Source organism: Muricoccus pecuniae (assembly GCF_014199205.1).
GTDB classification, from domain to species: domain Bacteria; phylum Pseudomonadota; class Alphaproteobacteria; order Acetobacterales; family Acetobacteraceae; genus Roseomonas; species Roseomonas pecuniae.
This window is the reverse complement of the sequence record NZ_JACIJD010000006.1, coordinates 144684-167318: the sequence shown is the minus strand read 5'-3', so window position 1 is coordinate 167318 and position 22635 is coordinate 144684. Positions and strand designations below refer to the sequence as shown.

Annotated in this window: 26 protein-coding genes; 9 read left to right on the top strand and 17 right to left on the bottom strand. The window is 72.5% G+C overall.

The window, feature by feature from the left end; all coding sequences use genetic code 11:
• Positions 1-29: 29 nt before the first annotated feature.
• Positions 30-959, bottom strand: coding sequence for a LysR substrate-binding domain-containing protein (locus FHS87_RS08470; RefSeq protein WP_184516276.1), 930 nt, complete (start codon positions 957-959; stop codon positions 30-32).
• Positions 960-1064: 105 nt separating this feature from the next.
• Here FHS87_RS08470 and FHS87_RS08465 point away from each other — a divergent pair, with 105 nt between their 5' ends.
• Positions 1065-2594 (top strand): MmgE/PrpD family protein, encoded by a 1530-nt coding sequence (locus FHS87_RS08465; protein ID WP_184516273.1) that lies wholly within the window; start codon positions 1065-1067, stop codon positions 2592-2594.
• Between the two features lie 94 nt (positions 2595-2688).
• Positions 2689-3825, top strand: a complete 1137-nt coding sequence (locus tag FHS87_RS08460) for a bifunctional 2-methylcitrate synthase/citrate synthase (protein WP_184516270.1) — start codon at positions 2689-2691, stop codon at positions 3823-3825.
• A 503-nt stretch (positions 3826-4328) separates the two neighbouring features.
• Here the strand turns inward: FHS87_RS08460 and FHS87_RS08455 are convergent.
• The 9 genes from FHS87_RS08455 to FHS87_RS08415 all read right to left on the bottom strand — a co-directional run bounded on the left by FHS87_RS08455 (position 4329) and on the right by FHS87_RS08415 (position 11249).
• Positions 4329-4997 carry a hypothetical protein gene (locus FHS87_RS08455; protein ID WP_184516267.1) on the bottom strand — a complete coding sequence of 223 codons (669 nt, stop codon included), beginning with the start codon at positions 4995-4997 and terminating at the stop codon, positions 4329-4331.
• A gap of 172 nt (positions 4998-5169) precedes the next feature.
• Positions 5170-6033 carry a methyltransferase domain-containing protein gene (locus FHS87_RS08450; RefSeq protein WP_184516264.1) on the bottom strand — a complete coding sequence of 288 codons (864 nt, stop codon included), beginning with the start codon at positions 6031-6033 and terminating at the stop codon, positions 5170-5172.
• Positions 6030-7085: a glycosyltransferase family 4 protein gene (locus tag FHS87_RS08445; RefSeq protein WP_184516261.1), complete on the bottom strand. Its 1056-nt coding sequence runs from the start codon at positions 7083-7085 to the stop codon at positions 6030-6032. Before FHS87_RS08445 ends, FHS87_RS08450 begins: the two co-directional genes overlap by 4 nt.
• Entirely contained in the window at positions 7082-7498 is a 417-nt protein-coding gene (locus FHS87_RS08440; RefSeq protein WP_184516258.1) for a 6-pyruvoyl trahydropterin synthase family protein, read from the bottom strand. The genes FHS87_RS08445 and FHS87_RS08440 overlap by 4 nt, the downstream gene beginning before the upstream one ends.
• Positions 7499-7505: 7 nt before the next feature.
• The gene (locus tag FHS87_RS08435; RefSeq protein ID WP_246418233.1) at positions 7506-8489 is read right to left on the bottom strand and encodes a zinc-dependent alcohol dehydrogenase; all 984 of its coding nucleotides are present in this window, start codon (positions 8487-8489) and stop codon (positions 7506-7508) included.
• Positions 8483-9310 (bottom strand): RibD family protein, encoded by an 828-nt coding sequence (locus tag FHS87_RS08430; RefSeq protein WP_184516255.1) that lies wholly within the window; start codon positions 9308-9310, stop codon positions 8483-8485. Before FHS87_RS08430 ends, FHS87_RS08435 begins: the two co-directional genes overlap by 7 nt.
• Positions 9311-9379: 69 nt before the next feature.
• Positions 9380-9796, bottom strand: coding sequence for a hypothetical protein (locus tag FHS87_RS08425; protein ID WP_184516252.1), 417 nt, complete (start codon positions 9794-9796; stop codon positions 9380-9382).
• A complete protein-coding gene (locus FHS87_RS08420; protein ID WP_184516249.1) occupies positions 9793-10104 on the bottom strand; it encodes a rod-binding protein in 312 nt (103 codons plus the stop codon). Before FHS87_RS08420 ends, FHS87_RS08425 begins: the two co-directional genes overlap by 4 nt.
• Entirely contained in the window at positions 10104-11249 is a 1146-nt protein-coding gene (locus tag FHS87_RS08415; RefSeq protein WP_184516247.1) for a flagellar basal body P-ring protein FlgI, read from the bottom strand. The genes FHS87_RS08420 and FHS87_RS08415 overlap by 1 nt, the downstream gene beginning before the upstream one ends.
• Before the next feature lie 171 nt (positions 11250-11420).
• Here FHS87_RS08415 and FHS87_RS08410 point away from each other — a divergent pair, with 171 nt between their 5' ends.
• The 3 genes from FHS87_RS08410 to fusA all read left to right on the top strand — a co-directional run bounded on the left by FHS87_RS08410 (position 11421) and on the right by fusA (position 14958).
• Positions 11421-11825: a flagellar assembly protein FliX gene (locus FHS87_RS08410; protein WP_184516244.1), complete on the top strand. Its 405-nt coding sequence runs from the start codon at positions 11421-11423 to the stop codon at positions 11823-11825.
• Positions 11826-11980: 155 nt separating this feature from the next.
• Positions 11981-12397 carry an RNA polymerase-binding protein DksA gene (dksA, locus tag FHS87_RS08405; protein WP_184516481.1) on the top strand — a complete coding sequence of 139 codons (417 nt, stop codon included), beginning with the start codon at positions 11981-11983 and terminating at the stop codon, positions 12395-12397.
• Between the two features lie 479 nt (positions 12398-12876).
• Positions 12877-14958, top strand: coding sequence for an elongation factor G (fusA, locus tag FHS87_RS08400; protein WP_184516241.1), 2082 nt, complete (start codon positions 12877-12879; stop codon positions 14956-14958).
• An 89-nt stretch (positions 14959-15047) separates the two neighbouring features.
• Here fusA and FHS87_RS08395 read toward each other — a convergent pair whose 3' ends face one another.
• Positions 15048-15494, bottom strand: coding sequence for a MaoC/PaaZ C-terminal domain-containing protein (locus FHS87_RS08395; protein ID WP_184516239.1), 447 nt, complete (start codon positions 15492-15494; stop codon positions 15048-15050).
• Positions 15495-15549: 55 nt separating this feature from the next.
• Here FHS87_RS08395 and FHS87_RS08390 point away from each other — a divergent pair, with 55 nt between their 5' ends.
• From FHS87_RS08390 to FHS87_RS08380, 3 genes are read left to right on the top strand one after another with little or no spacing between them, the layout of a single operon-like run.
• Complete coding sequence (locus tag FHS87_RS08390; RefSeq protein ID WP_246418232.1) at positions 15550-15864, top strand: hypothetical protein; 315 nt, start codon at positions 15550-15552, stop codon at positions 15862-15864.
• A gap of 9 nt (positions 15865-15873) precedes the next feature.
• A complete protein-coding gene (locus FHS87_RS08385) occupies positions 15874-16239 on the top strand; it encodes a hypothetical protein (RefSeq protein WP_184516236.1) in 366 nt (121 codons plus the stop codon).
• A 56-nt stretch (positions 16240-16295) separates the two neighbouring features.
• A complete protein-coding gene (locus FHS87_RS08380; protein WP_184516233.1) occupies positions 16296-17645 on the top strand; it encodes a GDSL-type esterase/lipase family protein in 1350 nt (449 codons plus the stop codon).
• Between the two features lie 32 nt (positions 17646-17677).
• Here FHS87_RS08380 and FHS87_RS08375 read toward each other — a convergent pair whose 3' ends face one another.
• Both FHS87_RS08375 and FHS87_RS08370 read right to left on the bottom strand, forming a co-directional pair.
• A complete protein-coding gene (locus tag FHS87_RS08375) occupies positions 17678-18622 on the bottom strand; it encodes a dihydrodipicolinate synthase family protein (RefSeq protein ID WP_184516230.1) in 945 nt (314 codons plus the stop codon).
• A complete protein-coding gene (locus FHS87_RS08370) occupies positions 18619-19329 on the bottom strand; it encodes a ribonuclease activity regulator RraA (protein WP_184516228.1) in 711 nt (236 codons plus the stop codon). Before FHS87_RS08370 ends, FHS87_RS08375 begins: the two co-directional genes overlap by 4 nt.
• 142 nt (positions 19330-19471) lie before the next feature.
• On the opposite strand from FHS87_RS08370, the gene FHS87_RS08365 reads away from it, so the two are divergent.
• Positions 19472-20005: a hypothetical protein gene (locus FHS87_RS08365; RefSeq protein WP_184516225.1), complete on the top strand. Its 534-nt coding sequence runs from the start codon at positions 19472-19474 to the stop codon at positions 20003-20005.
• On the opposite strand, the gene FHS87_RS08360 is transcribed toward FHS87_RS08365, so the two are convergent.
• The 4 genes from FHS87_RS08360 to FHS87_RS08345 are packed head-to-tail and all read right to left on the bottom strand — an operon-like array spanning position 20002 to position 22580.
• A complete protein-coding gene (locus tag FHS87_RS08360; RefSeq protein WP_184516222.1) occupies positions 20002-20937 on the bottom strand; it encodes a protein-methionine-sulfoxide reductase heme-binding subunit MsrQ in 936 nt (311 codons plus the stop codon). The two genes, FHS87_RS08365 and FHS87_RS08360, sit on opposite strands and share 4 nt — an antisense overlap.
• On the bottom strand, positions 20934-21542 hold the full coding sequence (locus FHS87_RS08355; RefSeq protein WP_184516219.1) for a hypothetical protein: 609 nt from the start codon (positions 21540-21542) through the stop codon (positions 20934-20936). The genes FHS87_RS08360 and FHS87_RS08355 overlap by 4 nt, the downstream gene beginning before the upstream one ends.
• 59 nt (positions 21543-21601) lie before the next feature.
• On the bottom strand, positions 21602-22051 hold the full coding sequence (locus tag FHS87_RS08350; RefSeq protein WP_184516216.1) for a DUF421 domain-containing protein: 450 nt from the start codon (positions 22049-22051) through the stop codon (positions 21602-21604).
• 22 nt (positions 22052-22073) lie between these two features.
• Positions 22074-22580 (bottom strand): hypothetical protein, encoded by a 507-nt coding sequence (locus tag FHS87_RS08345; RefSeq protein WP_184516213.1) that lies wholly within the window; start codon positions 22578-22580, stop codon positions 22074-22076.
• Positions 22581-22635 lie beyond the last annotated feature (55 nt).

Sequence of the window (22635 nt, the reverse complement as noted above, 5' to 3'; positions counted from 1 at the left end):
TTCCCGGTCTTGCTGCTCTGCGGGAGAGGTTAGGGCAGATCCTCCGGCGCGTGTATCCCGGGCGCCATGGGGAAGAGCTCCTCCGCGAGGGATAGCGCGAGCGACGCGGCCTCTCCCGCCCGCTCCGCGTTCCAGGCCAGCGCCACCCCCACCGCGGGGATCGGGCCCGCGAGCGCGCGGAAGGCGACGCCGGGCGGCCGCAGCCGCGCCATGCCGGAGGAGACGAGGGCGACGCCGAGCCCCGCCGCGACGAAGCCGAGCTGCGCCATGGCCGAACCCACCTCCCGCACCGCGCGCGGCGCGAAGCCGGCGCCGTGGCAGGCGGCCACCATCGCATCGGCATAGGCGGGGGAGATGGCGCGCGGCAGCAGCAGCATCGGCTCGTCCGCAAGGAGGGACAGGGGCAGGGGATCGGGCGCGACGAGCAGCGCGTGGCCCTCGGGCAGCGCGGCGAGGAGGTGGTCCTCGCCGAGGGGGCGGATGCGGATGGGCGGGCGAGCGCGGTCGTCCCGCAGGAGGGCGATGTCCACCTCGCCGCGCCGCAGCGCCTCCAGCGCGTCGGCCGTGTCCATCTCCCGCACCGAGACCGCCGCTTCCGGCCGTGCGGCGGAGAGGGCGCGCACGAGGGGCGGCAGCTCGTCGAACAGGGCGGAGGTGACGCAGGCGATGGCGACCGGCGCGTGGCGCCCCGCGCGCAGCTCCCGCGCCAGCGCCTCCAGCGCGCCCGCATCCTCGGCCAGCCGGCGCGCGAGCGGCAGCAGCGCCTCGCCCGCGCGCGTCGGCCGCGTGCCGCGCCCCGTGCGCTCCAGCAGGCGCACGCCGAGTTCCTTCTCCAGCGCCTGGATCTGCGCGGTGAGCGGCGGCTGCGACAGGCCGAGGCGGGCGGCGGCGCGGCCGAAATGCCCTTCCTCCGCGACCGCGAGGAAATGGCCGAGGCGTCGCACGAGGCGGAAGTCCATGGCGCCATACGGAAAGCCTATCGCGCAGCGCCGTCAATCGGATTGGACGATGACGCCACACGGGTGCAGAACCTGACGCAGAGGAATCGAGAGGGAGTGACGCCGTTGCACCAGCATGAAGTGAAGGTCTACCCGTCCAAGGCGCTGCTGAAGCGCGAGGACCAGCTCGCCTGGAAGATCGCCGGGGTCGCCGCCGATCCCGTCGCGGTGCCGGAGGACACGGCCGCGATGATCATCAACCGGGTGATCGACAACGCCGCCGTCGCCATCGCCGCCATCAACCGCTCCGCGCCCACCTCCGCGCGGCAGATGGCGCTCGGCCATCCGAGGGAGGGCGGGGCGACCGTGTTCGGCCTCGATCCCTCGCGCCGCTTCTCGCCGGAATGGGCGGCCTGGGCGAACGGGACGGCCGTGCGCGAGCTGGACATGCACGACACCTTCCTCGCCGCCGACTACTCCCATCCCGGCGACAACATCCCGCCCGTGCTCGCGGTCGCGCAGACGATGGGCAAGTCCGGCGCGGAACTCCTGCGCGGCCTCGCGACCGCCTATGAGATCCATATCGACCTCGTGCGCGCCATCTGCCTGCACGAGCACAAGGTGGACCACATCGCCCATCTCTGCCCCGCCGCCGCGGCCGGCATCGGCACGCTGCTCGGGCTGGACCAGGCGACGATCTTCCAGGCTGTGCAGCAGGCGCTGCATGTCAGCGTGACCTTCCGCCAGTCCCGCAAGGGCGAGATCTCCTCCTGGAAGGCCTTCGCCCCGGCCCATGCGGGCAAGCTGGCCGTCGAGGCGGTGGACCGCGCCATGCGCGGGGAGGGCGCGCCCTCCCCGATCTACGAGGGCGAGGACAGCGTGATCGCCTGGGTGCTGGCCGGCCGCACGCACCGCTATCAGGGCGACGTCTACGAGCCCGTCTACTACAGCGTCCCGCTGCCCGGCCCGGGGGAGGGCAAGCGCGCCATCCTCGACAGCTACACGAAGGAGCACTCGGCCGAGTACCAGTCCCAGGCGCTGATCGACCTCGCCTTCAAGATGCGCGAGCGCGTCCCCGACCTGGAGGGGGTGGAGAAGATCCTTCTTCATACCTCCCACCACACCCACTACGTCATCGGCACCGGCGCCAATGACCCGCAGAAGATGGACCCCAGGGCCAGCCGCGAGACGCTGGACCACTCCATCATGTACATCTTCACCGTCGCCCTGCAGGACGGGCGCTGGCACCACGTGGACAGCTACGCCCCCGAGCGCGCCGCGCGGCCCGACACGGTGCGGCTGTGGCACAAGATGGAGACACGCGAGGACCCGGAGTGGACGCGCCGCTACCACTCGCGCGACCCGAACGAGCTGGCCTTCGGCGGCCGGGTTGAGATCACGCTGAAGGACGGGACGGTGCTGGTGGACGAGCTGGCGGTCGCCAACGCCCATCCGCTGGGGGCGAAGCCCTTCGGCCGGGCGGACTACATCCGCAAGTTCCGCATCCTGACCGAGGGCATCATCGACCCGGCCGAGGCCGACCGCTTCATCGCGGCGGCCGAGAACCTCGCCTCCCTCGGTGCGGGCGAGCTGGACCAGCTCAATGCCCGCTTGCCCGACGGCAAGCTCGCCGCCGGCAAGCCCGGCATCTTCTGAGCCGACCGGGCGCCGCCGGCACGCCCGGCGGCGCCCGATCCAGACATGCGCCGCGGCGCCCTCAGCGGCGCCACACACCACAAGAGGAAACCCAATGAGCGAAGCCCAGTCCGAGATCCGCAAGGGCCTCGTCGGCGTCGTCGCCGACGTCTCCTCCGTCTCCAAGGTGATGCCGGAGACGAACAGCCTGACCTATCGCGGCTACCCCGTGCAGGACCTGGCGGAGAACTGCGCCTTCGAGGAGGTCGCCTACCTTCTCTGGAACGGGGAGCTGCCCAACGCCTCGCAGCTCGCCGAGTTCCGGCGGGAGGAGGCCTCCCAGCGCGTCCTCACCCCCGCGCTGTTGGAGGTCATCCGCGCCTTCCCGCACGACGCGCATCCCATGGACGCCATCCGCACCGCCGTCTCCTTCCTGGGGATGGAGGATCCGGAGACGGCGGACGTCTCCGAGCCCGCCACGCGCCGCAAGGCGATGCGGCTGCTGGCGAAGATCCCGACCGCCATCGCCGCCGCCCACCGCGCCTCGAAGGGGCTGGACGCGATCGCGCCCGATCCCTCCCTCACCTTCGCCGAGAACTTCTTCCACCTCGTCTTCGGGAAGGTTCCCCAGCCCGAGGTGGTGAAGGCCTTCGACGTCTCCCTCACCCTCTATGCCGAGCACGGCTTCAACGCCTCCACCTTCACTGCGCGCACCATCACCTCCACGGGCGCGGACCTGCACGGTGCCGTGGTCGGCGGCATCGCCGCGCTGAAGGGCCCGCTGCACGGCGGCGCCAACGAGGCCGTGATGCACATGCTCAGCGAGATCGGCGATCCGTCCCGGGCGGTGGAGTGGCTTCAGTCGCGCTTCGACCACCGGGCGCTGGTGATGGGCTTCGGCCATCGTGTGTACAAGAACGGCGACAGCCGCGTGCCGACGATGACCAAGTATGCCGAGCGCATGGCGGAGGTGGTGGGCGACCGACGCTGGATGGAGATGTCGCGACTGCTCGCGGCCGAGATGCTGGAGAAGAAGAACATCCATCCCAATCTCGATTTCCCGGCCGGCCCTGCCTATCACCTGATGGGCTTCGACATCCCGCTCTTCACGCCCATCTTCGTCGCCTCCCGCATCACCGGCTGGGCGGCGCATGTCATCGAGCAGGCCGTGGACAACCGGCTGATCCGCCCGCTGTCGCAGTACACCGGCGCGGCGCAGCGCGCGGTGCCGCCGATGTCGCAGCGCGGCTGACGCGTATCGGGGGAACGGCGCGCAACGTTCCCCCGCACCGCGCGTCGTCCCGCGCGTGCAGAACACGACGCCGCGCAACGTGGATGATGCCGTGTCGGATGCAGGTGAAAATCTGCAATGCGTTTGAGTCTTTCGTTGACAATCCGGAGGTGCGTGCAGATAGCGTGATGCGCGCATGAACCGCCTTGCGCGATTCGCGTTCGACACTGTCAAGCGCGCCAGGTTCGAGAAAGCCGGCGACGTGACGGCGACGCGGCGAGAAGGGGCGGTGATCGGCGCGACGCAGCGCGGAAGGACGGTTCTTGGAATTCCTGAACCGGTTGCAGGAGAGGGATGCGGGGACCGGTGACGGAGCCCGCCATGAACGCGAGGCCGGAGACGGCGCGACGCGGGCAGCCCACTTCGGCGCGTTGCGGAGACAGACCCTGTGACGCCTCCCTCCCCGGATGGTCGCGTCGGCGGGTCCCCACTGGCCCACGACCGAACCCATCAGGCTCAAACCTTCAGGAGACCCAGCACGTGAGCGAAGAGAAAACCCCCCGAGCGGCCGCCATGGCCGTGAGCACCTCGCGCCGCAGCGCGGGCACGCGCAAGGCGAGCACCGCCGGCCGCGCCCGCCCCGCCGCGAAGACGGCGGCGAAGAGCGCGGCGAAGCCCGCCGCGAAGAAGCCGGCGGCGAAGAAGCCCGCCGCGAAGAAGGCCGCCGCGCCGGCGAAGAAGGCGACCACCGCGCGCCGCCCCGCCGCCGCGAAGACCACCGCCGCGAAGAAGGCCCCGGCCCGCAAGACCGCCGCGACCAAGACCACCACCGCTCGCAAGACGGCGACCGCGAAGAAGGCCGCCCCGGCGCGCCGCACCACCGCGACCGCGAAGCGCGCGACCACCACGACGGCGAAGCGCGCCACCACCGCCAAGACCGCCGCGAAGTCCGCGACGAAGTCCGCCACTGCGCGCCGCCCGGCCGCCAAGCGCACCACCGCCGCCGCGAAGCGCACCACGGCGACCACCGCCCGCAAGGCGGCTCCGAAGCGCGCCACCACCGCTAAGGCCGCCGCCAAGCCCGCCGCGCGCAAGGCGCCGGCGACCCGCGCGGCGGCGACCCGCAGCACGGGCGCGCGCAAGAGCGCCGCGACCTCCGCCCGCAGCGAGGCCGCGAAGAAGGGTGCCGCCACGCGTGCGCGCCGGAAGGCCGAGGCCGCCGCCAACACCGAGGCCCCGGCGCCCGCGCCCGAGACCGAGGCGCCCGCTTCCGGCGACGCGACCTGATCGCAGCTTCATGCTCGTGAAGGGGGCGCTTCGGCGCCCCCTTTTCATTTGTCCCCGTAGGGCAGGACCGCCGTCCCGTTAGCGACGGGGAAGGGCGAGGAGGTCGCCATGCCCGACCATCGCCCGCAGCGCGCCACGCCTCGCCCGCGCCTCCCTCGCGGTCAGCCATGCCGTGATCGCTGCGGCCGAGCGCGGCATCTGCCCGGCCGCTGCCGCGGCATGCCCCCGTGCAAGTTCGGACAGCATGCGCGTCTCGCCCGTGCCGATGCGCCAGGGAGAGGGCGCGGTCGTGACGGAGAAGCCGTTTGCACGGAAGGCCGCCGCGGCGACTCGCGTGGCCGCGCCACCAAGGGCGGGACCCTCGAATCCCTTGTCGCGGATCTGGTCGCGCCGGAAACCGCGCGCCACGATCCCGTCCGCGGGGTGAGGCGGCAGGAAGCGCGCGTCGCCCTCCACGTTCAGCGCCGCCAGGAATGGCAGGCGAAGCCCCGCGGCCATGCGGGACACCCAGCGCCGGGAGACGAGATCGAGCAGCGCGGAGCAGACCACGCCGTCCGCGCGGCCGAGCGGCAGGCCACGCGGCGCGTCCGCGAGGTCCATGACAAGCCCCTCGACCCGCCAGGCACCGGCGGGCGTGTGGACCAGCAGCGTGCGCTTGTTCGGCGCCGACACTTCGAGCCCCACGGCAGCCGCGCGCATGGCGATGGTGTCGAAGGCGAACTCGATAAGGGTGACGTCCGCATCCACCAGCGTCCATGCCTGCGGGCGGTTCAGGATCGGCGCGAGCCAGCGGAACAGGCTTCCCGTGCCGGCGCCGAGGTCCAGCAGCCGCGGGCGCGCGGGCAGCGCGGCCGAGAGGGCCTGGGCCAGCATCGGGCTGCGCGCCCGCGCGTCGAAGGGCTCGCGCAGCTCCAGCCAGTCGGCGTCGAAGCTCTCCGTCATGGCCGCCGCTCCGGCAGGGCGGCCTCGATCTCGCGGGCGAAGCCTTCCGCGCGGTCCGTCCATCGCGGCAGCCGCTGCCCCGCGCGCCAGGCGGCCTCCGACATCGCCTCGCGCAGCCCCGCATCGTAGATCGGCCGGCGCATGGCGCGGGAAAGGCTGTTCGCGTCGCCCGGCGCGCAGATCACGGCGGCGTCGCGCGGTGCCAGATCCGCCAGCGCTCCCCCGGCGGTGATCGCCAGGGGCAGCCCGTGCGCGAGCGCCTCGGCCACCGCCATCCCGTAGCCTTCCCAATGGCTCGCCGAGGCGAAGAGGTCCGTGGCGGCGAAGAGCGCCTCCAGCGCCTCGTCCCCGACCTCCCCGGCGAAGGTGACGCGCGCGGCGATGCCGAGTTCCTCCGTCAGCGCCCGCAGCCCGCAGGCATGGACGGGGTCGCGCTCGCCGCCCGCGATGGTCAGCTTCCACTCGATGTCGGTCAGTCGCCCGAGCGCGCGTAGCAGCACGTCGTGCCCCTTTCGCGGCACGAGCGCGCCCACTGCGAGGATGGCGCAGCCCGGCCCGCCGGACCCCTTCGCGCGCGGGGCCGGATCCGTGCCGGGCTCGACCGTGCCGATGCGTGCGGGATCGGCGCCGAACTCGGGCGCGAGCCGGTCGGCGGTGAGGGGGGAGGTCGTCACCAGCCGGGCGAGCCGCGGGAAGAGCGCGCGCTCCCGCTCGCGCAGCGCTTCCCGCTCGGTCTCGGGGAAGCCGGTCTCCAGCGCGGTCGGGTGGTGGATGAGGCCGATCGCGTTCCCCATAGCGGGCTCGCCGGCGAGCGGCGCGAAGGAGGGCAGGGAGAGCCCGTCCACCACCAGCACCTCCCGCTCGGAAAGGCGGCCGAGCACCGCGCGCGCGGCCTCCTCGGCGGTGTCGTCCGGAAGGGGATGGCGGCCCGGCATCTCCTCCAGGCGGATCTCGTGGCCGAGTTCCCGCAGCCCCGCGAGGATGCGGCGGTCATAAGCATAGCCGCCGCTGACGGCGTCCAGCGGCGCGGGAACGGCGAAGGCGATCCTCACGCCGCGGCGGCCCGCGCGACCTCGGCCTCGTAGGCGGCCCAGGCAAGCGGGCTCTCGCGCAGCAGCACCTTCAGGCTGCGCACCGCGCGCCCGCCCTCGCCGAGCTTCCCCTCGGCCAGCGCCGCGGAGAGCAGGCCATGGATGTGGAAGCAGAGGAACTCGGTCGTGGTGTTCTGGCCGGCGAAGGCGGGCAGCTCGTCCAGGTTGCTGTAGTCGAAGCCGTCGAGGATGCGGCGCAGTTCCACGCGGGCGGCGGCGATATCCACCAGCAGGTTGGCGTCGTCCAGCCGCGGGGCGCGGAACTCCGCCTCCACCACGAAGGTCGCGCCGTGGACGCGCTGGGCCGGGCCGAACGCCTCGCCGCGGAAGGAATGGGCGATCATGACGTGATCGGCGACGGTCAGGCTGTACATCGGCTTCTCATTCATAGGTGACAACGGGCAGGAGCGGGGCGGACGCCCCCTCGGGCGGGGTGCCCAGCAGCTCCGGCATGAGGCGCGGCAGGTCGTGGAAGGCGACCATCGGCCCGCAGAGCGCGTCGAGCGCGGGATCGGCGAGCAGCGAGAGGGCGAGCGCCATCCGCTCCGCATGGCTGCGCCGGCCACGCATGGGCGCGGCGATCTGGCCGACCTGCGTCGAGCGGAGGGTGACGCGCCCACCATGGAAGATCTCGCCCAGGGGCAGGCGGCACTCCTCCGTGCCGAACCAGGAGGCTTCCAGGATGCGCGCCTCGAAACCGGCGCAGCGAAGCGCGGTGCGCAGCCCTTCCGGGTTGCCGGAGGCGTGAACGATGAGGTCGCGGTTGCCCGGCGCCTCGTCAGGCGTCACCAGGCGCAGCCCCAGCCGCCCTGCCACCGGCGCGCGCAACGGATCGGGGTCGGCGACGGAGAGGTCGAGCGCCGGGAAGCGCGACAGCAACCAGGCGCAGAGAAGCCCCACCACCCCCGCGCCGATGACGAGCGCGCGCTCCCCGGGCAGGGGCTGCGCGTCCCAGACGATGTTGAGCGCCGTTTCCATGTTCGCCGCCAGCACCGCGCGCCATTCCGGCACGCGGTCGGGCACGGGGGAAAGGGCGGAGACCGGGGCGACGAAGCGGTCCTGATGCGGGTGCAGGCAGAAGACGCGCTGTCCCACCAGCTCCGCCGGCCCGTCCTCGACGATGCCGACGGCCGCGTAGCCGTATTTCACGGGGAAGGGGAAGTCGCCGGACTGCATCGGCGCGCGCATCCGGTCCCACTCGCCCTCCGGCACGCGGCCGTGGAAGACGAGCTTCTCCGTGCCGCGGCTCACGCCGCTGGCGAGGGTGCGGACGAGGGCCTCGCCCGGCCCGGGCGCGCGCAGCGTCTCGCCGTGGATCGCGCCCTGTCCGGGGCCGGTCGTCCAGAAGGCGGTGGCAGTCAGCAAGCCGGCGATCCTCCGCCGCAGACCCGCGGCCGCGCGCGGCGCAGCGGGATGTCGAGAAGGAGGTCGCCGCCTTCCAGCGGATAGACGCTCCAGGAGAAGCGCAGCCCATCCGCGATGCAGGATGCTTCCGGCAGGGTGAAGGCCGCGCGGCCGGAGCCGAGGATGACGGGCGCGACCGTGACGTGCAGCCGGTCCAGCAAGCCCGCCGCGAGGAAATGCGAAACCGTCACGCCGCCCCCCTCGACGAAGAGGCGGCAGAGCCCGCGCGCGCCCAGTGCCGCCAGCAGCGCCCCCAGGTCGAGCCCGTCTCCCGCGCGCGGCAGGCGCAGGACTTCCGCCGCGCCATGGCGCCCGGGGCCGGGAACCTCGTCGAGACAGGCGAGGATGGTGGGCGCCGCGCCGTCGTTGAACAGGCGGTGCGTGTCGGGAAGGCGGCGGCGCGGATCGATCACGACGCGCACGGGGCTCGGCCCCGTCACCTCGCGAGTCGTCAGCCGGGGATCGTCATGCGCCACCGTGCCCGCGCCGACGAGGACGGCATCGCAGAGCGCGCGCAGGCGATGCGTGTGCAGGATGTCGCCCCGCCCGCCGATCCACTGGCTGGAGCCGGCCGCGGTGGCGATGCGCCCGTCGAGCGTCTGGGCGAGGCGCCCGATCACCGTGCAGCCATCCGGGCCGTGGTCGCAGGACAGGACGGGGCCGAAGAGCGAGAGAAGAGGGTGCGTGCCGGGCGGATTTTCCGCCCCGCCGTTGCGGCGCCTCAGCAGCGCCGCCCAGGCCTCCTCCGTCTCCCATCCAGCGATGTCGGCCGTGGCATCCATTCATTGCAGCTATGCCCCAGCCGCGCCGCGCGCGCCAGCAGCACCGCCCCAGCGCCACCGCCGGGACGTTCACGCGCGCGCGGCGAGGGCGAGCGAGGGCGCGTGCCGCGGCATCGCGCGCTGCCCCATGCCGCCATAGGTGGTCGGGCGGCTCGCCGGCAGCGCGGCGCCGGCGATCGTCTCGATCACGCGCGATTGGAGATCGATGGCGCGCTCCAGCAGGCGGCGGTTCTCGTCCGAGAGGTCGCGCAGGCGCAGGGCCAGCTTCTCGGTCGCGGCGCGCAGCTCGCCCTCGGACGTGGCGCCCGTGCGCGTCGCGGCGCCATAGGCCGCGCTGAAGGCGTCGGTCGCCTGCACCTTGGCGCCGGCCAGCGTGGCGGCCCGCGAGAGGTCGAGCCGGGCGAGCGCCTCGTTCTCCTCCCGCAGCGCGTCGGCCAGGCGCTGGCCCGCGTTCAGCAGGGCGTGGATCATGGGGAGATGGCTCATGCGGGCGATCCTTCCTGGTCGATGTTGGGCTGGGGAGATGCGGGAAGCGGAGACTGGCCGGCGGCGGACTGGATGCGGAGCAGCTCGCGATGGACGGAGGCGGCGATCCCGATGCCGCCGCGCTCCGTCCAGGCGCGGGCGTAGTTCTCGACGAGCATCGGGCGCCACTGCGCCTCGGCGGCGCCGCCGGAGAGGAGGCCCTTCGGCCCCTCCCCGAAGACGGGCTGGAGCAGGGAGCCCAGCGCCTGCGCCTCGAAGCGGCGGGCGAGGCGGGCGAGGGTGGCGTGGTTGGCGGCGACGGCGTCCATCACCGCACCTCCAGCTCGGCCTGGAGCGCGCCGGCCGCCTTGATCGCCTGGAGGATGGTGATGAGGTCGCGCGGCCCGACGCCGAGGGAGTTGAGCCCGCGCACCAGCTCGTCGAGGGTGACGGAGCGGGGCAGGATGCCGAGCCGCCGTTCGCGCCCGTCATCCACCTGGATGCCCGTGCGGGGCACGACGACGGTCTCACCGTTCGAGAGCGGGCCGGGCTGGCTCACCTGCGGCGTCTCGGTGACGCGGATGGTCAGGTTGCCCTGCGCGATGGCGACGGTGGAGACGCGCACGTCCCGGCCCATGACGATCGTGCCCGAGGCCTCCTCGATGATGACCCGGGCGGACTGGTCGGGCTCGATGCGGAGCTGCTCGATGTCGGTCAGCAGCCGCGCGATGTCGCGGCCCGCCGTGACGAGCACGACGGTGCGCGGGTCGGTCGCCGTCGCGAGGCCGGTGCCGACGGCGCGGTTGATGGCCCCGGCCATGCGCTGCGCCGTGGTGAGGTCGGGGTTGCGGAGGGAGAGGCGCAGGCGGTCGCGCCCGCCCAGCTCGAAGGGAAGCTCGCGCTCCACCACCGCACCGGAGGAGATGCGCGCCGAGGTCGGCACGCCGCGCTGCACGGAGGCGCCCTGGCCGCGCGCGCCGATCGCGCCGGTGGCCACCGCGCCCTGCGCCACGGCGTAGACCTCCCCGTCCGCGCCCAGCAGCGGCGTGACCAGCAGCGTGCCGCCGGTGAGGTTGGAGGCGTCGCCGAGGGAGGAGACGGCGATGTCCACCCGGCTTCCCGGGCGGGCGAAGGCCGGCAGGTTGGCCGTGACCATCACGGCGGCGACGTTGCGCGTGTCGAGCTTCGATTCCTGGTCGCGCGTGTTCACGCCCAGCCGCTCGAGCATGCCGACGAGGGATTGCCGGGTGAAGATGGCCGAGCGCAGCTTGTCGCCCGTGCCGGGCAGGCCCACCACCAGCCCATACCCGACGAGCTGGTTGTCGCGGATGCCCTCGACATCCGCGATGTCCTTGATCCGGACCTCGGGCGCCGCGATCGCCGGCACCGACCCCGCCAGGACCGCCGGAAACAGGGCGAGCAGGAAGGCGATGGCCGGCACGACCTTCGCGCTTCGGAAACCGCTCTCGGGCATAGTGACCTCCACCAGAACGCCTCCCGGCGCTTCCGTAACCCCCCAGGCGCAACGGCCGTGCCAGGGTTTGACGGGGGAGGGGGCGGCAGGGTTTGCCGGATGGGGGCCGTTTCCGGCCCTCCCCACGGCAGGTTCGGACAGGCGTTGCGGCAGGGACGAGGACGAGGCGGGATGATCGGCATCAACGGAACGGGACGGGCCGGCATGGCAGGGCCCGCGCGCCCGGCGGCCCGCGGCGGAGGCGGCTTCCGCCTGTCCCAGCCCGCGGCGCGGGAGGCCGAGGGGGCCGCGGCGGCCGCCCCGGCCACCGCGGTCGGGCTCGTGGCGCTGCAGGAGGCCGGCGACGACGCCGAGCGCGACCGGCGCGGGCATGCCCGCGCGCGCGACCTGCTGAAGGAGATGTCGGCGCTCCAGGCCGAGATGCTGGGCAGCGGGGTGGACCCGGCGCGGCTCACCCGAATCGCGGCCCTGGCCGAGGGCGAGCAGCCGGCCGACCCGGTGCTGGCCGACGCCCTGGCCGGCATCGCCCTCCGTGCCAGGATCGAACTGGCCCGGCATGGCCTGGCGATTGCTTAAATGTTGCATAACAGTGATAAGCTGCGCGACGCGACCGCGCTCTGGTGAATGGCAGGGGACTTCCCCTTGTTTTGAGACCGGGGGCATCGCTATACGCGGCTGCCTGACCGGCCGGGGGGACCGGGGGGTCGGGCCAGGCTATTGGGATGCAAGCCATGCTCATCACCCTGCCGCCGGACTACAGGCCCTCGGACGACGAGGCCTTCATGAACCCACGGCAGCTCGCCTATTTTCGCCAGAAGCTGCTGCGTTGGAGGCAGGAGCTGCTCCGGGAAGCCGGTGAAACCCTCTCCTCCATGGGCCAGGGCGGCATTATCGAGGCTGACCTGAGCGACCGGGCGAGCGTCGAGACCGACCGCGCCCTGGAACTCCGCACCCGCGACCGCGCGCGCAAGCTGATCAGCAAGATCGACCAGGCGCTGGAGCGCGTGGACAACGGCACCTACGGCTACTGCGAGGAGACGGGGGAGCCCATCGGCCTGCGCCGACTCGAAGCCCGCCCGATCGCCACCCTTTCCATCGAGGCGCAGGAGCGCCACGAGCGGATGGAGCGCGTCCACCGGGACGACTGAGGGCCCGCACCGATTCGCTGAGGCAGGGCGAGGGGCAAGCCGCCCGCACCGGCCCGGGGCCAGTCCCCCTATCCCGGCCGCCTCGGCCGGGGATACCGGGCCCGGAGGGCCCAAGGGTCGCCGGCCCTGACACGATCGCCGAGCAGTTCCGCAATCAGGAATGCTTGCAAATTGGCGTCCGGCAGAGCATGTGTGCGACCGCAGCAGGGGCGCGCAGCGGCGCCCGGCGGCATCAGGGCAGACCGGTTCGGGCACGGGCGGGGCGACAGGGTCGCCAATGGCCCGTGCAACCGCATCCGGGACGCCCCGCCGCGCGCCGGCAAGCAGGGCCGACGGGATCCAGCCCGGCGACCCGGCTTCAGAGACACCGCACGGCCCTGGCCGTGCTGACCATCACGCGGCACCCGCCGCGTCCACAACCGCGCGGCCCCGGCCGCGTGACTAACAGCGCGGCAAGCCCGCGTCCGACGGAGGCCCCAGTGGCGCGCACCCCTCTCGAGCGTATCCGCAACATCGGCATCACGGCGCATATCGACGCCGGCAAGACGACGACGACGGAGCGTATCCTCTACTACACCGGCAAGTCCCATAAGATCGGTGAGGTCCACGAGGGCAACACCACCACGGACTACATGGAGCAGGAGCGTGAGCGCGGCATCACGATCACCTCCGCCGCCGTGACCGCCGAGTGGAAGGACCACCGGATCAACGTCATCGACACCCCGGGCCACATCGACTTCAACATCGAGGTGAACCGCTCGCTGCGCGTGCTCGACGGCGCCGTCTTCATCATCGAGGGCGTGGCCGGCGTGCAGCCGCAGTCCGAGACGAACTGGCGCCTGGCGGACCGCTACAACGTCCCCCGCATCATCTTCATCAACAAGCTGGACCGCACGGGCGCCGACTTCTACCGCGCCGCCGCGACCCTGACCGAGAAGCTCGGCATCAACTGGGTCACACTCCAGCTCCCGATCGGCATCGAGGACAGCCTCAAGGGCATCGTCGACCTCGTCGAGATGAAGGCCTATATCTGGGAGGGCGACGAGCTCGGCGCGAAGTACCACGAGACGCCGATCCCCGACGACCTGAAGGACAAGGCGGCCGAGTACCGCCAGATCCTGCTCGACACCGCCCTGTCCGTCGATGACGCGGCGATGGAGGAGTATTTCGACAAGGGCGACGTCGAGATCGCGACCCTGAAGCGCTGCATCAAGCGCGGCACGATCGATGGCACCTTCCGCCCGGTGTTCTGCGGCTCGGCCTTCAAGAACAAGGGCGTGCAGCCCCTGCTCGACGCGGTGATCGACTACCTGCCGAGCCCGGTCGACATCCCCGGCATCAAGGTGGCCGCGGAAGAGGGTGAGGACGAGGCGGCCGATCGCCGGATCATCCCCGCGAATGTGGACGCCCCCTTCGCCGGCCTCGCCTTCAAGATCGTCAACGACAAGTACGGCAACCTGACCTTCGTCCGCGTCTACTCGGGCGTGCTGAAGACCGGCGACACGGTCCTCAACACGACCAAGGAGGGCAAGGAGCGCGTTGGCCGCATGTTCCAGATGCACGCCGACAAGCGCGAGGAGATCAAGGAGGTCACCGCCGGCGACATCGCGGCCTTCGTGGGCCTGAAGGACACCGGCACGGGCGACACGCTGGCCTCCTCCGAGGACCCGGTGGTGCTCGAGCGCATGGCCTTCCCGGTGCCCGTGATCGACATCTCGGTCGAGCCGAAGACGAAGGAGGGCGTCGAGAAGATGACCCTCGGGCTGCAGAAGCTGGCCGGCGAGGACCCCTCGCTGCGCCTGAAGACGGACCAGGAGACCGGCCAGACCATCCTGTCCGGCATGGGCGAGCTGCATCTCGAGATCATCATCGACCGCCTTCGCCGCGAGTACGGCGTGGACGCCAATATCGGCGCCCCGCAGGTCGCCTATCGCGAGACGATCACCAAGCCGCACACCGAGACCTACACCCACAAGAAGCAGTCGGGTGGCTCGGGCCAGTACGCCGAGGTGAAGATCGTCTTCGAGCCGAAGGAGCGGAACACGGGCATCGAGTTCGTGAACGGCACCGCCGGCGGCTCGGTGCCGAAGGAGTACATCCCGGCCGTCGAGAAGGGTATCAAGGTGCAGGCCGACACGGGCGTGCTCGCCGGCTTCCCGACGGTGGACTTCAAGTACTCCCTGGTGGACGGCAAGTACCACGACGTCGACTCGAGCGCCCTCGCCTTCGAGATCGCCGCCAAGGCCTGCTTCCGCGAGGGCATGAAGAAGGCCGGCCCGGTCATCTTGGAGCCGATCATGGACGTGGAGGTGACCACCCCGTCCGACCATGTCGGCGACGTGGTGGGCGACCTGAACCGTCGCCGCGGCGTGATCCAGAGCCAGGACATGGCCTCGACCTCGGTCATCATCCGGGCCCATGTCCCGCTGAAGGAGATGTTCGGCTACATCTCCAACCTGCGCGGCATGACGAAGGGGCGCGCCTCCTTCTCCATGCAGTTCCACCACTACGATCCCGTTCCCCGCAACGTGGCGGACGAGATCATGAAGGCTTCGGCCTGATCTCCCGGTGGCCCCGCCTCGCGCGGGGCCGCACGGATCTTCGGCGGCGCGGGCGGGATCTCCCTCCGTGCCGTCTCTTTTTCCAGGCGTCAGCGGCGGAGGTGGTGCAGCCCCGTCGCATCCAGGACGATTACCCCGTCCGCCACCCGGGTCGCGATGTAGCGGAGCCGGGCGGAGCCGCGGTCCCGCCGCGCGCGGGAGGGCTTCACCTCCACCACCTCCACGGCCACCGAGACCTCCTCGTCCGGCCGCAGCGCCGCGGGCCAGCGGATCTCCATGGCCGAGCCGGCGAGGCTGATGTCGCGCAGCAGGGGGCTCGCCATCAGCATGCCGAAGCAGGCCGAGAGGGTGTGCAGCCCGGCCGCCACGACCGTCCCGAACACCGAGTCACGGGCCGCCTCCTCGTCCAGGTGGAAGGGCTGGGGGTCGTAGCGGGAGGCGAAGGCGCGGATCTCGTCGAGGGAGAGAGACATCCGGCCCAGCTCGTAGCGGTCGCCGGGATGCAGCTCGTCGAGGGACCGGAGGCGGGGCGTCATGCCCTCTCTTAACCCCCGACGGCGGCCCCTTGAAGCCGGGGCCGGGTGGGGCGACATGGTCGGCATGATCCAGGACCCGCACCGGCCTCCGGTTCTCGATATGACGCCCGAGGGGGACTTCCGGGAACCGCCGCGTCCGCTGCGCGGCGGCTCCTGGCTCGACCGCGCGCTGCTGCGCCTGGGTGGTGCCGCCGTGCTCGCCACGGCCGTGGCGGGCGGGCTCGTGCTCGCGGCCGTTGCGGCCCTGCTGCTCGGCCTTCTCATCCCCGTCCTCGTCGTGGCGGGGCTGGTGGGCTTCGTCTCCCTCTGGTGGCGCGTGCGGCGCGCCGGCCGTGCCGGCACGCCCGCTTTCATCGTCGTCCGCCGCTGAGTCACCGCCGTGAGCCCTGCGGGGTTCACGCCGGACCCGGCGCGGCTCTACGAGGTCGGCCGGGACGGACGTCCCTACACGCTGGAGCCTGAGAAGCCGGGCTCGGCCGAGGCGCTGGAAGCGCTGGGCCGGCGCTGGTGGACGGCTGCCGTCCTGTTGAACGCCGTGGCGATGGGCGTCGCGGCCGGGGGTGCCCTGCTCGGGCCGCGCGTGTTGGCTGCCTGGCTCGGGCTGCTGCCCCTGCTGACCGCACCGCTCTTCCTCGTCGCGCCCTGGCTGCGCCGCCGTGCCCTGCGGCGCGGGCGCAGGGTACACCGGAGCCGTCCTCCGGACTTCCCACCACCATCCCCGCCCCGGCCATCGGCCTTGTCCTGAAGGGCGGGGCATGGAAGCTTCCCGTGCCGGCCGGAGAGCCGGGTGGGGAGGATGCCATGGACCGCCGCAGCTTCGGGCAGGGAACGCTTGCCGCCATTCTCGCGGGAACCGTTGCACGCGAACTCCGGGCACAGGAGGCCGCCGCGGGGGAGGGCTGGGCGACGAGCTGGGCAGCCTCGGTGCAGGGGCCCTATCCGGTCGGCAACCCCTCGGCCCAGCCGAACCAGTCCTTCATCTTCCCCGATCCGGCCGAGGGTGCGCGGGACATGACGCTGCGCCTGGTCCTGCGACCCTCTCTTTGGGGCAGGCGGGCGAGGCTGCGCTTCACCAACGCCTTCGGAACCCGCCCCCTGCGGCTGGACGGCGCCCATATCGGCCTTCAGCACAGCGGCGGCGCGCTGGTTCCCGGCACGAAGCGCCCGGTCCGCTTCGCCGGGGCGGAAGGCGTGACGATCGAGCCGGGCGGGCAGGTCTGGTCCGACGCGGTGGACCTGCCCTTCGCAGCGGAACCGGCTTCGCCGCTGCTGATGGGCCGCAAGCTGGCCGTCTCCTTCCATGTCGCCGGGGCGAGCGGGCCGATGAGCTGGCACGCGAAGGCGCTGCAGACCTCCTACGCCACCGCGCCCGGCGCCGGATCCAGGGGCGGCGAGGAGGGGGAAGAGGCCTTTCCGTTCTCGACGGCCTCCTGGTTCTTCCTGGATGCGCTGGACGTCTCCGCCCCCGCCGCCACCCCGGTCGTCGTCTGCTTCGGCGACTCGATCACGGACGGCACGGCCTCGACCATGAATGGGGACGATCGCTGGCCGGACGTGCTCGCGCGGCGGCTCAACGCCGCCATGGGGAACCGCGTCTCCGTCGTGAATGCGGGGATCGGCGGCAACCAGGTGGTCGGGCCCGCGGAGTACGGGCCGGACAAGCCCTTCCCGGGCGGCCCCTCGGCGCTGGCGCGGCTGGAGCGGGACGTGATCTCCCTGTCCGGCGTCACCACGGTAGTCTGGCTGGAGGGGACGAACGACTTCAGCCGCAACGGCAACGCCTCCCTGGACGCCGCGAGGGACGGGATGCGGGAGGGCGTGCGCCGCCTCCGCGCGGCGATCTCCGGGGTTCGGGTGATCGGCGCGACGGTGACGCCCGCCCTCGGCAGCACGAGCGCCGCCCACGGCCATGCAGAGCAGGACGAGAAGCGGAAGGGGTTGAACGCCTTCATCCGGGAGGGCGGGCTGTTCGATGCCGTGGCCGATTTCGACCGCGCGACGCTCGACCCCGCGACGGGCGGGCTGCGGCCGGAGATGATCCCGGATTCCACCATCGGCGGGCCGGGCGACAAGCTGCACCCGAACCGCGCCGGCTATCTCGCGATGGGCTCCTCCGTGGAGCTGGCATCGGTGGTGCCCGCGCGGCGCTGACCGCGCGGCGCTTACCGCGCGGGCGGGCCGGTTCAGGCCGCCTTGGGGGCGCCCAGCTCGGCGCGCTTGTCGAAGCGCGCGACGCGGGAGAGGAGGTAGTCCACCTCCGCCCGCGCCGTGGCGGTGAGCCCCGCGCCCGGGCGGCGCTGCGCGTCGCTGGCCAGCACGCCGCGGCGCTTGAGCACGTATTTCCGCACCGCCAGGCCCACGCCCTGCTGCTGCTCGTAGCGCACGAGCGGCAGGTGCGCATCGAACAGGTCATGCGCGGCGTCGCGCCTGCCCTCGGCCTGGAGGCGGACGACATCCGCCAGCATGTCGGGGAAGGCGTAGCCCGTCATGGCGCCGTCCGCCCCGCGCTCGCACTCGAAGTCGAGGAAGAGGCCGCCATTGCCGCAGAGGATGGAGATGCGCTTCATCGAGCCGTCCTTCTCGAAGCCGCGCAGCGCCGAGATCTTCTCCAGCCCTGGCCAGTCCTCGTGCTTCAGCATCACGCAGGAGGCGTGGGCCTGCACGATCCGGCGGATCACCGCCGGCGTCATCACCACGCTGAAGGTGAGGGGGTAGTCCTGGATGACGAAGGGCACGTCCGGCCCGATCGCCTCCACCGCCTGCGCGTAGTAGTTCACGATCTGGTCGTCGGTGCGCAGCGTGTTGGGCGGCGCGATCATCACCCCCGCCGCGCCCGCATCCATCACCGCCGCGGTGAGGGACTTCATGGCCGCGAAGCCAGGGGCGGAGACGCCGACGATGATCGGGATGCCCGCCCGCTTGATCATGCGGGAGGCGATGGCGATCCCCTCCTCCTGGTCGAGCTTCGGCGCCTCGCCCATCTGGCCGAGCACGGTGATGCCCGTCGCGCCGCTCTCGACGAAGAAGTCGGTCAGCCGGTCGTTGGAGGCCTCGTCCACCCGGCCGTCATCGTGGAAGGCCGTGGGGGCGATGACATAGACGCCCTTGGCCCCGGTCAGATCGGTCATCCCATCTGCTCCTTCTTCCAGCTCTCGTAGCGCGCCTTGTTCTCGGCGTTCGGGGGATAGAGACCGGGCAGGGAGGCGCCGCCCTCCACCTCGGTCATGATCCAGCCCTCCTGCCGCTCCTGCTCGACCGCGGCCTCGACGACCGCCTCCAGCAGGGCCTGCGGGATCAGCACCGCGCCGTCCTGGTCCACCACCACCACGTCGCCGGGGAAGACGGCCACGCCGCCGCAGCCGATGGGCTGGTCCCAGGCTACGAAGGTCAGCCCGGCGACGGAGGGCGGGGCGGCCGCGCCGTTGCACCAGACCGGCAGGTTGGTGGAGAGCACGCCGGCGAGGTCCCGCACCACGCCATCGGTGATCAGCGCGGCGACGCCCTTCTTCGCCATGCGGGCGCAGAGGATGTCGCCGAAGATGCCGGCATCCTGCACGCCCATCGCGTCCACCACCGCCACGCAGCCCTCGGGCATCGCCTCGATGGCCGCGCGGGTGGAGATGGGGGAGGACCAGCTCTCGGGCGTCGCCAGGTCCTCGCGGGCGGGGACGAAGCGGAGGGTGAAGGCGCGGCCGACGATCCGGGGCTGGCCCTCGCGGATCGGCTTCGTGCCGCGCATCCAGACGTTGCGGAGGCCCTTCTTGAGCAGCACGGTCGTCAGCGTCGCGGTGGAGACGCCCTCCAGTGCCGATCTGATGCCGGGATCGAGGTCCATTCTTGTCTCCTCCAGGTCGCGCCTGTGCTCCGGGGCTTCGCGCGGTGGGCGCCCCGCGTCAAGCACGGGGGATAAAGCCGCCCGGGGCTTGGTTCTCTCTCCCGGGGCTCCCATCTGCCGCGGCATGATGCGGATCGGTTCCTTGGGCGGCCTGGGCGCTGCGGCGCTGCTGGCGGGCTTGGCCCTGCATCCCGGCGAGGCCCGGGCGCAGGAGCGCCGCTTCTTCCAGGTGACGCCCGGTCCCCGGCTGGACACGAATCCCGTGATCGGTTCAGGCGAGCGGCTCACGGTGATGGACCGGTCGGCCATCGCCCGGTGGCTCTGCCCCAATGGCGGCACCCCCCTGCGCGGCCGGCCCGGCCGTTGCGACGGGCGGGGTGGGGCCCGGGGCGGCGGGGCGGATCCGGATGTGGCAGGCTGGCATGCTGGCCTGCCCCCCCCGACCCATCGCCAGGTGGCCTGCCCCGCGGGAACCGTCGCGGCGGCAGCCCGGGCGAATCCGGGCACCGTCCGCTGCATGCCCGCGCCCGCCGGGCTGCGCGAGGCCGCGGCGAAGCCCGAGGCCGCCGAGGCGCCCGGGGCGAAGACCACTGATGTGACCGAGACCGCCGAAGCGCCCGCGCCCCGCAAGGAGACCGGCCCCAAGCCGGTGGCCACCGCCGCCGCTGGTTCCTAATCCTCCAGCGGCCGTGGCCTAGCCAGGGCGGGTGGACTGCCGAAAATCTGGCGAACTCCCCAGAAAAGCGCCGCCAGCGCCGCCGTGCCCAGCCCCGCCACCAGGACCCAGACGGCCGGCCTGATCTTGAAGTCGGTGTCGAGATTGGCCGCGAGGATCGCTCCCGCCGGCAGATTGGTGGCCAGCGCGTACCAGAGATATTCCAGCCCCGCCGCCCCCACCGCTGCGAGGAGCGCGACCGGCAGCAACGGCCAGGGCGCCCCGCGCCAGCGCGCCGGCAGCCCGCGCCAGAGCATCAGCCATAGGAACAGCCCGCTCATCAGCACGGGTTCGGAGACGTTGATCTTCGACTGCATGTAGAAGTGCAGGATGCCGAGCGCCGTGGCGGGATAGGCCAGCCGGTGCAGCGGCTTCCACTCCCGCCCGAGGCGCCGCAGCCAGCCATCGGTCGAGGTCCAGCCGAGGACCGCCAGCAGGAGCAGCGCCGTGAAGCCCGTGGAGAGATAGGGCCGGCGCACGATCTCCAGCAGCACGTGCCACAGGCGCAGGTGCTCGTTCCCGACATAGAGGGCGAGGTGGACGAGGCCGTAGCCGAGCGCGGCCAGGCCGAGCATCCGCCGGACCTGCATCACCCGCTGCCAGTCGAAGACCCAGCGCGCCGGGGTGACGGCGAGGCCGATGAGCAGGAAGCGCACGCACCAGTCGCCCGTCTCATGCGTCGCGCGCGTCAGCGGCTCCGGCCCGAGCGCGCCGGCCACCCAGAGCCAGGCGAGCCAGAGCAGGGGCAGGAGGCAGCCGAGCAGCACGAGCGCCTTGAGGGGGGAGAAGCGCCCGCCGCGGTCCAGCCAGGGCCAGGGGCCGGGCCTGGGTGGCGGCGGGCCGTCCCGCCGCCGCCGTCGCGCGGCGGGGGAGGGGAGGGCGGCCTCGCTCACATCGGGGGCACCACGCCGTCCCGCGCTACGGTCACGCGAGCGGCGGTGAGGCCACCATCCGGCCCGGGGGTGGCGATGAGAAAGACCTGGGCGCCGGGCCGCAGGTCCTCGATGGAGGCCGGGACTGGCGTCACCACCGGGGCGTCGGCCGGCACGACGACCTGCACCTTCTGCCCGCGCGCGGTCAGGGTGAGGCTGCGCCCGTCATTCCCCTCCACGGCGGAATCGACGGTGGCGTTGGTCATGGAGGAGGTGGGCGTCAGGTCCCAGGCGAAATGGCCCTCGCCCGTGCCGCGCATGGCCTCGGGGAAGACGAGCACCTCCAGCGCGCGCCATACCCCGTCCGGCCCCGGCTCGGCGGCCGTGCCGATATAGGTTCCGGGCGCGACCGAGGAGAGCTCCACCCGCCGCAGCGCGGAGACGGAAAAGTTCTCCGCAAGGCGGATCGCCGCCGTCCCACCCTCGCGGGTGTTGATGGTCAGATCCCGCCCGGAGAGGCCCGCGATGGTGCCCCGGACACGGCGCGGCGTGCCCTGCGCCCATGCCCGGGAGAAACCGGCCAGGGAAAGGGCCGTGGCGGCCAGCAGAATGCGTCGTCGTGTCATGGAAATCCCTTCGCTCCGGCGCACGGCCGGTTTCGCACATGGCCCGGCCGGGCGCGGGCTCAATCCTTTGCCCGTGGAATGATGGAGATGGTGCCGCTCACCTCGAGCACTGCCAGCCGGATCTCCTCCATCCGCGTCAGCCCCTGGGTCTCGCGCGCGCTCTGCAGGATCTCGTCCTCGCCGATGCGGGCTTCGCGCAGCCTTTCGTGGATTGGCTGGCCGTCCAGCACGAGCAGGGTGGGCAGTCCCTCCAGCAGCCGCTCCGTCCGCTGGTCCCGCGCCTTGATCCAGCGGAGCGCCACGTCCAGGCCGAGCAGGGTGGAGATCACGAGCAGCCCGTTGGTGAGGGAGAAGTCCTCCCCCAGCAGCGCCTGCTGCGTCGCCTCGCCGACCACGAGGAGGAGCACGAAGTCGAAGGTGGTGATGTGGCTCATGCTTCGCCGCCCGGTGATGCGGAACAGAAGCCAGAGCGCGGCATAGACGGAGGCCGCCCGGATCACGCTCTCCATGCGGCGCCCCCACCCCCGCCCGTCACGGCAGGATCACGAGGTGGAGCGATACCGCGGACTCCCCGAGCACCAAGCGCCCGGTGACGAGACCGGGCCGGCGGGCATGCACGCGCAGCACCACCTCCGCCCTCCGTCCCTCCGGCGGCGGGTCGAAGCGGAGTTGGACGAGGCCCGGCGCACGGGCTTCCCCCGCCGCCCGCGGCTCGGCGGCCGAGACCGTCACGCGGTCCACGAAGCCCTCCTCCAACCGCAGCAGGAGCGGGCCGGCATGCGGCGCGACGGTCCGCAGGCGGATCGTGCTCTCGCGCCCGGCGCGCTCGATCCTCTCCCACTCCACCTCCACCGCGCCGTCCTCGCTGCGGGTCCGGGCCTCCGCCAGCGGGCCGCCGCCGAAGGCGCCCAGCGCGCCGAGCAGGACGAGCAGGCCGAGTCCCGCCCAGCCCCAGCGCTGGAAGCGCCAGATGCGGCGCTGGAACGCGAGGTCCTCCCCGACGAGGCGGGAGGCCTCCTGAAGGGCGGAGTCGGTCATGCCCGGGGCAACGCCGGCCCGGAGCCCTCGTTGCCCGGCCTTCACGCGCGCCGTG